Origin of the sequence: Vreelandella zhaodongensis (assembly GCF_013415115.1) — a bacterium.
Lineage (GTDB): Bacteria > Pseudomonadota > Gammaproteobacteria > Pseudomonadales > Halomonadaceae > Vreelandella > Vreelandella zhaodongensis.
Genome location: NZ_JACCDD010000002.1, coordinates 637,529 through 649,788 on the forward strand (window position 1 = coordinate 637,529; position 12,260 = coordinate 649,788).

Below are 12,260 nucleotides of genomic sequence, written 5' to 3' on the forward strand. Positions count from 1 at the left end.
ATACCTAAAGCGCCGCTTCTTTCTTAGAAGCGGCGCTTTTTTGTTAAAAGATGAGAGGCAAAGCGAAGGGCATGATCGGAAGGTATGTTTTTTTAAAAAAGGTTGGTTTTATAAAGAGTACATTTTCTGGAAGAGTTCGCTCCATTGTGGAAGAGAGTGGGAGCTGTTAATCGTGACAAAGCCAGTCTACAAATTGAGCCAGGTCGTGATAAATAGCCGCTTTCTCAAGACCGACGTTGTTGGTCAGCGTCTTTTCTCCCTTACCTGTTTTAACCAGTACAGTGTGGCAGCCAACAGCTTCACCTGCTTGAAGATCGCGCAGACTATCACCTACCATCCAGCTGCCCGTTAGGCTATCCATTCCTAAATACTGCTGAATCTGTAGGAGTAGCCCAGGTTTAGGTTTACGACACTGACACTGTTCATCAGGTCCGTGGGGGCAGTAAGCAATACAGGCAATGCTACCTCCCTCGGCTTCCACTAGAGCAGTTAAGCGCTCATGCATCCCATGTAGCGTGGCTTCATCATAATAGCCCCGAGCGATCCCCGACTGGTTTGTCGCAACAGCAACGGTAAACCCTGAGCGGGTTAGCTTGGCAATCGCACTGATAGCGCTAGGGTAAGGGATCCACTCTGCTAATGTTTTTATATAGGCATCAGAGTCATGATTGATAACGCCATCGCGGTCTAAAATCACGAGCTTATTAGGACGTATCTTGAGGCTGTGCTTGTTTGAAAGAGGCATTGCGCTACTCTATGTGGTTCTTAATTGTTGATCTAATGTGGATAACGCATCGAGTGTGATGGCGATTTTTTTTCCGTCGCTACCAAAACGATGAAAAGGAATACGCCTTAATCGCTTAAGGCGTGACAGCGATGTCAGGAAGCCCTCTCGAACCTGAGGCTGTGCTTGGTTTAATCCAGCTAATAGGGCAGGGGGCAATTGCTCACGATGAAGCTCGCGCTTACTCAGCTTGCCGTAAAGAGAGAAAATAAAACAGTACCAATCTCTCACCATACAATTAATAGGCGTGTGGTATTTGCCTGGGTCGGTTTCAAAGTCGATAAACACAATGCTTTCTTGAGTCACTAAGATGTTGCGGGCAAAGGCTTCACTTAAATAACACTGCCGCGCATGAACATCGTTTAATGCCTGGATACCCATTGTTAAGTAATGATCAATTTCTTCAACCTGTTGCGCTGCAAGTAACTTATCAAGCAGCGTCTGTGAAGGCGATTCCTCACTACCCACATCAGCAAGCAATATCGCATCAGGCGATTCGGCCAATATAGTAGGCACCGCAATGCCTGCCTTAGAAAGCGCTTTTATTCGTGCTGATTCATTAGTAATGCTTTGCTGTCCGCCTATATTCGGCACGGGCTTAAGCGCCTCAACACGGAGCCATTTAGCAAGCAAGCTGAGAGGAAGGTAGGCAAGGCGCGAGTTACGTTTGCTGGCTTTTTTTAACCATACCTTTTTTCCGTCAAGGGTATAAGAAGCTATGCTAGCTTGCTGATGAGGAAAGGTTTCAAAAAGAAAAAAATCGTACATAGTGCATTCCCTTGGCCAAGCAATGCGCTGCTTGGCTACCTGATGAGAGTGTTCGCTATCAAATTTAACTAATCCTATCCCGATGTTTCACGTGAAACAAAAAAATCGCTGCCAGCATTTATCAGGATCTGTACAGGGAAGGAGGTCTATATAAAAAAGCCCGGCACTTTAGCCGGGCTTTGCTCAGAACGCTATTCGTCTGATACTGAGTACTACTGAGGTAGCTGGGAAATATCCGCCACTTCAAGGAACAGCGCTTGCAGACTGGCAAGCAGCGCTAAGCGGTTATGGCGAACGGCATTATCATCGGCCATGACCATTACCTGATCGAAGAAAGCATCGACAGGCTCACGTAACGTTGCCAATGCATCCAGCGCCTGCTGGTAATCACCCGCTGAAAATAGCGGTGCCACCTGTTGCTGGCTAGCACTCACAGCGCTGAACAGCGTTCGCTCAGCACCTTCCTGCAGCAGGTCTTGATTGACCTGGGTGCTACCATCGTGTTCCTGCTTGCTTAAAATGTTGGAAACACGCTTGTTAGCGGCGGCTAGTGCGGCGGCTTCTTCACGCTGAGCAAAGGCCTTAACGGCCCGTAAACGGCGAGCAAAATCCAGCGGTTTGGTCACTGGGCGAGCGCGAACCGCTAAGTACATTTCTGCGCTAATCCCTTCTTCCTGGCCCCAGGCACGGAAGCGATCCAGCATATAGGTCAGCACGTCTTCCACCAAGCCTTCCGCTTTGGGCAGCCCTTGATGTTGCTCTGCGGCCACGTTAAGTAGCTCGCGGAGGTCTAGACTAAGCTCACCCTTGACCAGGATGTTCAGCACACCGATGGAAGCACGGCGCAGGGCAAACGGATCCTTTGCGCCGGTCGGACGCTGGCCAATGCCGAAAATACCGACAAGCGTGTCCAGGCGATCAGCCAACGCTAGCGCTTGGCCAGTGAGACTCTGCGGAATGTTGTCGCTGGCAAAGCGGGGTAGGTACTGCTCTTCTAATGCCTGGGCTACGTCGGCAGGTTCGCCATCTTGCTCGGCATAATAGCGGCCCATAATGCCCTGGAGCTCTGGGAATTCGAGCACCATCTCGGTGACCAAGTCGCACTTGGCGAGTGCTACCGCGCGCTGAGCATGGCCCACGTCTGCGTTAATTTGCTCGGCAATATAAGTCGCGATCGCTGTGTTGCGACGCGCTTTGTCAGCCAGGGAGCCAAGTTGCTGCTGAAACACCACGCTTTCTAGCTGAGGAATGCGCGAAGCTAGGGTGCGTTTCCGGTCCGTGTCATAGAAGAAAGCAGCATCCGCGAGGCGCGGACGAATGACTTTTTCATTACCGGAAATTACTTGCTGAGGATCGGCGCTGTCAATGTTCGAAATGGTAATGAACAGTGGCTTCAGCTTGCCTTGGTCGTCCAACAGGTGGAAGTACTTTTGGTTGGCTTTCATTGAAGAGATTAAGCATTCCGCAGGCACTTCAAGAAAGCGCTCATCGAAACTACCCGTCAATGCGACCGGCCACTCGACTAAACCGCTTACTTCTACCAACAGGTCTTTATCGATTACGGCGTTCGCTTCCTGCACTTCGGCTTCGGCCAACACCTGCTCACGGATGCGCTCGCGGCGTCGCTGGCGGTCGGCTAGTACATAGGCATTTTCTAGCGTAGTGAGGTAGCTATCGGCATGTTCTAGCTGGATGGCATCTGGCGCGTGGAAGCGATGACCGTAGGTGGTACGGCTAGCTTGCAGGCCAAGCGCTTCTGCGGCAATAACGTCGCTGCCATAAAGGGCGACTAACCAGTGAACCGGGCGGGAGAACTCAACGCGAGAGGAACCCCAGCGCATATTTTTAGGAACTGGGAGCGACTGTAGCGTTTTGCGAAGCATCTCTGGCAGCAGCGCTTGTACACTCTCTCCCTGCTGCTGTTCGCGGTAGCCAAGCCAGGTACCTTTATCGGTTTCCAGGTGAATCAGCTCATCAACGCTGACGCCGCAAGAACGTGCAAAGCCTTCCGCCGCTTTGGTCGGCGCTCCATCCTTGAACGCGGCTGCTAGGGCAGGGCCACGACGCTCCACTTCACGGTCAGGCTGTTTATCTGCAAGCCCCATAACCTGCACCGCTAAACGGCGCGGGGTGGCGTAAGCGGCAACGCTTTGGAAGGGAATCTCTGCTTCTTGCAGGCCTTTTTCAATGCCAGCTGCAAACGCATCAGACAGCGCATCCAGCGCTGTCGGTGGAAGTTCTTCAGCGCCTAGTTCTAATAAAAGAGTATCAACAGCCATTATGCGTCTCCCTGGTCAGCTAGCAGTTCGCGGCGCAGGGCCTCGGGTGCCATGGGGAATCCTTCTGCTTTACGAGACTCGAAGTAGGCGGTGGCGACGTCCCGTGCCATGGTACGAACGCGCAGAATAAAACGTTGGCGTTCGGTCACTGAAATCGCATGGCGAGCATCCAGTAGGTTAAACGTATGAGACGCTTTGAGTACCTGCTCGTAGGCAGGTAGCGGTAGGCTGGCTGCCAGGAGTTTGCTGCACTCTTTTTCCTGGTGATCAAAAGCGGCAAATAGCTGACCAACATCGGCGTGCTCAAAGTTATAGGCTGACTGCTCACGCTCGTTTTGCAGGTAGACGTCGCCGTAGCTGACCTTGCTGCCATCAGGCGCGATGGCCCACACCAGGTCATATACGCTATCGACGTTTTGCAGGTACATGGCGATACGCTCAAGCCCGTAGGTGAGCTCGCCGGTAACGGGGTAGCACTCAATGCCGCCCGCCTGCTGGAAATAGGTGAACTGAGTTACTTCCATGCCGTTGAGCCACACTTCCCAACCCAGACCCCAGGCCCCCAGGGTGGGGGATTCCCAGTTATCTTCCACAAAGCGCACATCATGGATGAGCGGGTCGAGCCCCAGGCGCTTTAATGAACCAAGGTATAGGTCCTGCAGGTTGCTTGGTGAGGGTTTCATCACCACCTGGAACTGGTAGTAGTGCTGCAAGCGGTTGGGGTTTTCACCGTAGCGACCGTCTGTTGGTCGGCGGGAAGGCTGTACATAGGCAGCGTTCCAGGTTTCTGGGCCAATTGCCCGTAGGAAGGTGGCAGGGTGGAAGGTGCCCGCGCCGACTTCCATATCGAGAGGTTGGAGAATGACACAGCCCTGTTCTGCCCAGTACTGTTGCAGAGCAAGGATCAAGCCTTGAAAGGTCGACACATCAGGTGTCGATTGGTTTGTCGAGACACTCATCGCGGAAAGCACCGTTGGCCATGAATTCATAAGCCGTCAAGTATACAATCACAGAGAGATGGGTTATAGGCACGTTAGCTAACAGAGCCGCTTTTGGTAAGGAGAACGCGATGATCGTTGTAACAGGCGGGGCCGGTTTTATCGGCGCGAATATTGTCAAAGCGCTTAACGCTCGCGGTCGTGATGATGTGATGGTGGTCGACGATTTGCGTGATGGCACCAAGTTTATTAATTTGGCGGACTGCACGCTGGCCGATTACCTGGATAAAGATGACTTTCTAGCGCGAGTAAAAGCCGCCTTGGAGGGCAAACCAACAGACTTACCAACGATCGATGCTGTTTTCCATGAAGGTGCGTGCTCCGATACGACGGAGTGGGACGGGCACTACATGATGGAGAACAACTACGAGTACTCCAAAGTACTGCTCAACTACTGTGACAAGTTCGGCATTCCGTTTTTATATGCATCGTCAGCGGCGACCTACGGTGGTAGTGATATTTTTAAAGAAGCACCTGAGCATGAGAAGCCGTTAAATGTGTACGGTTACTCTAAGCTGCTGTTTGATCAACATGTACGCTCACGCTGGAGCGAGTTAACGACGCAAGTGGTCGGTTTTCGTTACTTCAATGTCTATGGCCCCCGTGAGCAGCATAAGGGTAAGATGGCGAGTGTTGCCTACCATAACCATTTACAAATCCGAAATGGGGAAACCTTAAAGCTGTTTGGCGCTTACGGCGGTTACGAGGCAGGTATGCAGAGTCGTGACTTTGTGTACGTGGGTGACGTGGTCGACGTTAATCTATGGTTTTTGGATAACCCCCATGCGTCCGGTATTTTTAACTTGGGGACCGGCCGTGCAGAGCCATTCAAAGCGATTGGTGAGGCGGTGATCGGCTTTTATGGCCAGGGTAAAATTGACTACATACCGTTCCCCGAAGAACTTAAAGGGCGCTATCAAAGCTACACGCGTGCAGATATCAGTCATCTACGTGCTTCTGGATGCGATGTTGAGTTCAAAACCGTCGCCCAAGGCGTGAACGCCTATTTGGAGTGGCTAAATGGCTAATTCTGCCAAGCGCATCTTGGTGGTCGGCCCTTCATGGGTCGGCGATATGGTGATGGCGCAAAGCCTGTTTATGACCTTGAAAGACCGACACCCCGGCGCAATCCTTGGGGTGATCGCACCGGCATGGTCACAGCCTATCCTTGAGCGTATGCCTGAGGTCGATGAGGTGTTGCCGCTAGCGGTGGGTCATGGTGAGTTCGGTCTTGCCAGCCGTCGTGAGCTGGCTATTCGCCTACGTGGCCGCTTTGATCGTGCCATTGTGCTGCCGCGTTCCTGGAAAGCGGCTTTAGTCCCGTTTATGGCGCGTATTCCCGAGCGAGTTGGCTTTTTAGGCGAGCACCGCTACGGGTTGCTTAAAGAGCGTCGCAAGCTAGATAAACAGGTGCTGGATCAAACCGTCAAACGTTTCGTGTCTCTGGGCCTGCCGTTGGATGAGGCCATGCGCGGTGATTTCGCTATTCCTCAGCCGCGGTTGACTATCGACCGAAATAACTTAGTCAACTTGCGCCTTACTCACGCACTATCGTCACGCCCAGCCATTGGTATGATGCCTGGGGCAGAGTATGGACCGGCCAAACAGTGGCCCATAAGCTACTTCCATGAGTTAGCGGCGCGGCTAATTAAGGATGGTTTTGAAGTGCGCGTCATGGGCGGGGCGAAAGATCATGCAGCCGGTGAGAGCATTGTGGCAGGGTTGTCCCACGCGCATAATTTATGCGGTAAAACACAGTTAGCTGATGCGGTTGATCTGTTGGCAGACTGCCACCAAGTGGTCACCAATGATTCAGGCTTAATGCACGTAGCAGCGGCAGTAGGGGCGCGCATTCACGCCTTGTATGGCTCCTCAACGCCTGTCTATACGCCGCCATTGACTGATAATGCGGTTATTCACTATTTGGGGCTTTCCTGTTCCCCCTGTTTCAAGCGAGTGTGTCCGCTGGGCCACACCAATTGCTTGAATGAGCTGAGCGTTGAGCAAGTGTATCAAGCAGTGAAGAGGCATATTTCATAGACGGAGGGAAGGTTAGGGCGGCACACCAGGCAGCAGTGCTAAGGGGCTGCCCAGTGTTTCAATATACTAATGCGAAATAATAAGCTCATCAGCATTGTCGCCAGGACTTTCTACTACCTGTTCCCCTTTATTTGGTGTTATGTCGGCGTCACGACGCTGAGGAGCAAGGCCATCCCACAAGCGCTGCTGAAGAGCGTTCTCTTCCCTCAGACGTGCATTGATGTCCGTAAGACCATGGCGCTCAAGTAATGTGCGTGTTTCGCTGTCGAGAAGTGAAACTCCCAAACCAGCGCGGGAGTCCTTCGGCATATAGCCCATGGAATCTAACAGCGTCGGAAATACGTCCACCATTGACGCTTCACGAATAATCCGTTCAGGTTGAAGATCGTCTCCCAGCAGCATAAATGTGTTGTCGCGATCCATCGTAGTAAGTTCATCCCAGACAGAAACACGCATGGTGAGATGGTCACTCACAATAGCGACAACCGTGTTATCTAATAGTCCTTGCTCTTCAAGGCGTTCCAGCAAATCATGCGCAAGCCATGCTGAGCACTCGACAGAGTACAGAATATCCACGCCATCCCATTCTCCTTGCCGATCAATACAGCGCTGAGCGGGATAACCATTAGGAGCGTGTCCTGCAATGGTCAGATTAACAACACCCCATGGACCTTCGCTTTCAGCGCTTAAACGCTCAATCTCTGCCGCCGTGAAGTCGTACAGTGAGTCATCATATAGGCCCCAGTTATTTACGTAGTCAGGGTCGTCTAGGCGTGGTTGTAGCTCTTTTAATCCGTAAACATTATTGAAACCGTGGTCGTTATAGAATAATCCTTTTCCAGCGAATTCAGTACTTGCACCGCCTAAATAACTGAGTCGGTACCCTTGATCTGCTAAGAGGTCGCCTAGGCAGCGAATGCCGGGGACGACCGTGGAGAGTGGCTCAAATTGACGGTCGTGTAGTAATCCCGCTGGCATAAGAGGTGTTCCGCATTGGCTAGCAATCATTCCTGCCATGGTCCAACCGGTATTATCGACTTGGCGAACCCCTTCAAAGACGATTGCTGCTTCGCCAATAGCGTTTAAGTCTGCGTAGGCATCGCCAAAACGTGGGTCGTCGTAAGTGCGCTCGATGCTTTCAAGATAAAGCAGCAGTAGATTCGGAGGATTCTCCTGTGCAGTAATCTGAGGTTCAACATAGCGGCGGTCTAACCAACTACCGTCGTCTGTAACAACCGCAGCGCTACGCTGGCCTATGCCGAAGATCAGCGGATTGGTAACCAGCAGGGCAATAGCGACCAAAGGCTCCACTCGCCTCCAGCGGCGATCATGGTGAATAAGCCAAGTAAAGGCAGCTAATAAGCCCAAAATACTGATGGTGTAAATCACCGCAGCTACCATACGTCCTGAACCACCATGATCGGTGATACCCGCTTGCAGGTGGAAGAAAACGGCAGCTAAGTCGACAATACCGAAGCTATCAGCCAGATAGACATACAAGCCCCATAAGCAGAGCGGTAGTAGCGACCAGGGCAAGGTCTTGCGGTAGGGGGGATTGATCGGTGATGTCCCCCAATTAAGCTTTAGGCTGATGGCTAGCCATAAGCCCGTGATAATAAATAGTGTCCACCATGGTAAGCGGGTCATCGTTGTAATGGCATAGCCCAAACATGCGCCAATGACAACGAACGGCAGCCAGGGGGTAAACTTTAATGAAGTTAAGTGACTCATATGTCTCCTGTACTTTTCACGCTACCTTGCCATGGGAACGTATTTATTATGCGTATTATAAACCTCTGGCCGGATAAACTGTTTGTAAGGCTATAGTTACTTAAGGTAAAAATTTACTTGTTCTTGCAAACTGCCTTCACCATACATAGTGTTAACGGTATCAACAGCATTCTTTCCAATGTAGCGCCTAAGGGATTTATCTTCTATTAACATTTCTAATAAAGCTTGGGCTTCTTCTGTCGTATTGAAAAGAAAGCCATTTTTTCCGTGTTCAATCCAGTCTACGTAGCCACCCTTATTTTCAGCTATTACGGGTAATCCTGCTGCCATCGCTTCAAAAATAACTCTGCCAAAGGTTTCTACATGCTTGCCGGTGCGATAATAGAAAATATCTATGCTGCTATAAAATTCTGAGGCTTTTAAAGTGCCGGTTTCCAATATTTTTATATTTTTTGTATTCTCTAGTTCGTTTATTAAGCAAGAGGCTCCTTGAAGAATTATTTTGACATTATCTCGTGCCAGTTTTTTATAAAGCTCAATGTCTTGAAGGTTATGTTTACCTGGGTCATCTCTACTCATTCTTCCAATAATAGTAATTCCGCTATCACCTCTATGGGTGGCGATGCTAGAAAACTCTGAAATATCAATTGGGGAGGGAAAAACGGTCGCATCTATACGTTCAGAATTTTTCTGATAGTTAGATACTACAATATATTCAACATCAGGCCATTTGAGTAGTTTAGGATGATGAGAAGTGATTTTGACGTGTTTGGGATGGAATGTATTATAAATATTTATTAGCCTATCTGGGCGTCCGATTAAGTAGGGCCAAAGTTTATTTCTCCAATGACAACCTACAAAAATATAGGTGCCTTTCTTTGGATATCCATTTTTTTGTAAAAAAGAAACTTTTCTAATATTATTTTTTTTCATCAGTTTAGGGCAGGCGCGAGAGGTACTTGCCCATAGTGTTACATTAGCATGCTTTGAAAGAATATTAGATAAATGCAGAGCTTCTTGCTCGCTTCCTCCAAATTCGGTTTTAAAGCTATTAAAAATATGTATTTCTTTCATAAAGTTTAAACCGATGTTAGGTGGTTGAACTCAGAGGATTGTCCGCTATTTGAAAAATATTTTTTTAAAACTAAGTGAGATATCAATGCTTCTCGGTCATGGTCCAAAAATGGCCTAACGTAATCATTTGCATTTTTTATTATTGCAGTAGCATCATCTTTATTTTCTAAGTAAAAAGTAATCTTTTCGTCAAGATCAGAATAGTCTTCCTTTAACTCCACGTAATGTACGCCAGGCGATAACGTGCCTTCCATAAACCAAGTTTCAAACTTCGGTTTAACCATAAAGCACAAAGAGTTTGAGGCCATAATCCATTTTAAGTTACTTGCGACTTCGTTTCCTTCGATACTTAAAATGAATTTATATTTCAATTGGTCTTGTATGCTCATAAAGGATTGCTTTCCAAGACCTGCATCTTTTCTCGTATCCCCTACATCACAGCGGGGATGAGAAAAGAAATTTTCAATAAAAAAACGTCGGTGTGGCTGATGGCAAGCACCACGCCAAACCAACATATCTTTCTTGTCGGCGTACTGGAAAGGATCCTTCACAAAATTGAAATGCCGAATAGTGTTTAATTTCAATAAAATAGAGTTCTCATTGGCATCTAAGATGGGCCTGCTCTTAACGAGTGTTGGCGCACTCGGTATCGATTGAACATCGCCAGGTAAGTAATGAAATAATAAATCACCCGAAAATGCGGCTAGCTGCATAGTTAAATCGTAATGATAAAACCAGCTACCTTCTTTTTTTAGACCGGTGGCTTGGTAAATAGGCAGTTTTTGATCAATTGAAAAGGTGTGGTTAACTTTGTTGTAATAGTTGAGTCTTTCTAATATGCTGTTTTTTTCGCAAGAAGGTGCTTGTAAATACCTTTCATTAAACAGGAGTTCCATTCTTCTTTCGTGCCATTTTTTTGGCGTTGTCTTGGTTCTTGCGTATTTGTAGTAACGCTTTAGTTTTTCTGAGTTTTTACTGAATTTTTGAAAAGTATTAGATAGATTCATTTTTCTTCTCAAAAAAAGTGTTTATACCAGAGGTACATAGAGTTTTTCTGTCTTCTAAAGAAAGCTGGAATCTAGCAGTATTTTGACTTTCGTTTAGTCGTGAGGCTTCTTTGTGGTGCATGTGTACGACGTAGCTAAAAAACTTGCCTTCTTTTCGGTAAATGCTGTTATTTATTAATCTAATAACTAAATCACTATCCTCGAGTCCCCAACCAATAAAATCATTGTCAAAGCCGTTGATAGCAAGGAGATCCTGCTTCCATAGTGAAAGGTTACATGTGACTGCACCTTGCCATTTTCTGGCTCTTTTGAATCGTAATGAAGAGCCAGTGGGTAACTTTAGGGCTGGATGCGCTCTTTTTAATTTTTTCTTTAGCCAAAGCTGAAAGATTTCTTTACGATTAAAGCTGGGAGCAATTTTTCTGGCAACGAGCTCTTCGGTATAGTGTTCGGACAGTTTGACTCTAGAGCCTGCAATGAAAAATCCTTTTTGAGACAAAGCAACATGGTCAGAAATAAAAGCCGGAGGAATAATGCAGTCACCATCAATAAAGATGATATAGTCACCTTCGGATAAATAAGCAGCTTTGTTTCTAATAAGAGCAGCCCTAAAGCCAGCATCTTCATGCCACGCATGTTTTATTGTAACATTACTGTGTTGGATGAAGTTATCTATGCATAACTGGGTTTCTTTTCCAGAGCCATCGTCGGCGATAATAATCTCATAGTCTTTGTAATCTTGATTAATAGCGCTTTTTAATACAAGCGCCAAAGCCTCCGGCCAGTTATAGGTAGTAATGATAAGGCTAACTTTCATTTTTTTACCTCAGATCTCTGATATACCTTGGCATACTTGAAGAAAACGCCAATGGCATCGCCAAAGGAAATAACAAACCCTCGCCAACCTGAAAGAATACCTAGTTTGAGTAGGTAGGATCTGAAAAATGCAAAAAATGTTTTTAGCACAATGAAAAAGAAACTGTATTTTACTTTTTTATCAGAGGAAGCATATATTTCTGAATAAAGCTGTGCTTTATCCAGCGTTTGCTTTATATCAAAAATAGCATTGTGTATGAGCTTACCTTTTAGCTTTATCGTTTTGGTGTTTTTATTTATTTCAACTTTTTCATGGACTTGGCTGTCGGTAAATTTGTGCGATTTCTTATTGTATAACCGAACGATAAAATCGTTTCCCCAGCCATTAGTGGTGATTTTTTTTCCACAAAACCAGTTTTCTCTTAATATCAAACCAACTGATGTTACTTCGTTTAAGTGCCAGGTGGATAGTTCATCCAACGTGCTTTGATGAAGCTCTTCATCTGAGTCAAGGGAGAGCACCCAATCTGTTGGTGCTTTATCAGCAGCTAAATTTTTAGTCGGACCAAAACCAAAAAAATCGCCCTCAACCAAAATGACGTTATCGAATGAGCGACATATGCTGATGGTGCCATCATTCGACCCATTGTCATAAACAATAATATGTTTAAAGTTTTTAAGAGACTCTAGACATCTCTTAATTGTATTTTCACTATTCTTTGAAATAATGACGGGTGTTACGCTTTCAAGTAACATATAAAGC

11 protein-coding genes are annotated in these 12,260 nt (G+C 47.3%); 2 read left to right on the top strand and 9 right to left on the bottom strand.

The features are described from left to right. Positions 1-166: 166 nt before the first annotated feature. From gmhB to glyQ, 4 genes are all read right to left on the bottom strand, one after another. On the bottom strand, positions 167-745 hold the full coding sequence (gene gmhB / locus HZS79_RS06300) for a D-glycero-beta-D-manno-heptose 1,7-bisphosphate 7-phosphatase (protein WP_179927340.1): 579 nt from the start codon (positions 743-745) through the stop codon (positions 167-169). A gap of 9 nt (positions 746-754) precedes the next feature. Continuing rightward, positions 755-1,552: a BUD32 family EKC/KEOPS complex subunit gene (locus HZS79_RS06305; RefSeq protein WP_179927341.1), complete on the bottom strand. Its 798-nt coding sequence runs from the start codon at positions 1,550-1,552 to the stop codon at positions 755-757. A 212-nt stretch (positions 1,553-1,764) separates the two neighbouring features. After that, positions 1,765-3,831, bottom strand: a complete 2,067-nt coding sequence (gene glyS / locus HZS79_RS06310) for a glycine--tRNA ligase subunit beta (protein WP_179927342.1) — start codon at positions 3,829-3,831, stop codon at positions 1,765-1,767. Continuing rightward, positions 3,831-4,790: a glycine--tRNA ligase subunit alpha gene (glyQ, locus tag HZS79_RS06315; RefSeq protein WP_179927376.1), complete on the bottom strand. Its 960-nt coding sequence runs from the start codon at positions 4,788-4,790 to the stop codon at positions 3,831-3,833. Before glyQ ends, glyS begins: the two co-directional genes overlap by 1 nt. A 110-nt stretch (positions 4,791-4,900) precedes the next feature. Here glyQ and rfaD point away from each other — a divergent pair, with 110 nt between their 5' ends. Together rfaD and waaF are read left to right on the top strand one after the other, a co-directional pair. Then, positions 4,901-5,857 carry an ADP-glyceromanno-heptose 6-epimerase gene (gene rfaD, locus HZS79_RS06320; protein WP_162219886.1) on the top strand — a complete coding sequence of 319 codons (957 nt, stop codon included), beginning with the start codon at positions 4,901-4,903 and terminating at the stop codon, positions 5,855-5,857. Beyond that, positions 5,850-6,869 (top strand): lipopolysaccharide heptosyltransferase II, encoded by a 1,020-nt coding sequence (gene waaF / locus HZS79_RS06325; protein ID WP_162219887.1) that lies wholly within the window; start codon positions 5,850-5,852, stop codon positions 6,867-6,869. The genes rfaD and waaF overlap by 8 nt, the downstream gene beginning before the upstream one ends. A gap of 66 nt (positions 6,870-6,935) precedes the next feature. On the opposite strand, the gene HZS79_RS06330 is transcribed toward waaF, so the two are convergent. The 5 genes from HZS79_RS06330 to HZS79_RS06350 form a co-directional block, all read right to left on the bottom strand. Next, positions 6,936-8,600: a sulfatase-like hydrolase/transferase gene (locus tag HZS79_RS06330; protein ID WP_179927343.1), complete on the bottom strand. Its 1,665-nt coding sequence runs from the start codon at positions 8,598-8,600 to the stop codon at positions 6,936-6,938. Positions 8,601-8,696: 96 nt separating this feature from the next. Then, a complete protein-coding gene (locus tag HZS79_RS06335) occupies positions 8,697-9,674 on the bottom strand; it encodes a glycosyltransferase family 4 protein (RefSeq protein WP_179927344.1) in 978 nt (325 codons plus the stop codon). Positions 9,675-9,679: 5 nt separating this feature from the next. Beyond that, positions 9,680-10,681, bottom strand: a complete 1,002-nt coding sequence (locus HZS79_RS06340; RefSeq protein WP_218927941.1) for a glycosyl transferase family 90 — start codon at positions 10,679-10,681, stop codon at positions 9,680-9,682. Continuing rightward, positions 10,668-11,498 (bottom strand): glycosyltransferase family 2 protein, encoded by an 831-nt coding sequence (locus HZS79_RS06345; RefSeq protein WP_162219890.1) that lies wholly within the window; start codon positions 11,496-11,498, stop codon positions 10,668-10,670. The genes HZS79_RS06340 and HZS79_RS06345 overlap by 14 nt, the downstream gene beginning before the upstream one ends. Next, positions 11,495-12,253 (bottom strand): glycosyltransferase family 2 protein, encoded by a 759-nt coding sequence (locus tag HZS79_RS06350; RefSeq protein WP_179927345.1) that lies wholly within the window; start codon positions 12,251-12,253, stop codon positions 11,495-11,497. The genes HZS79_RS06345 and HZS79_RS06350 overlap by 4 nt, the downstream gene beginning before the upstream one ends. Between the last annotated feature and the right edge of the window lie 7 nt (positions 12,254-12,260).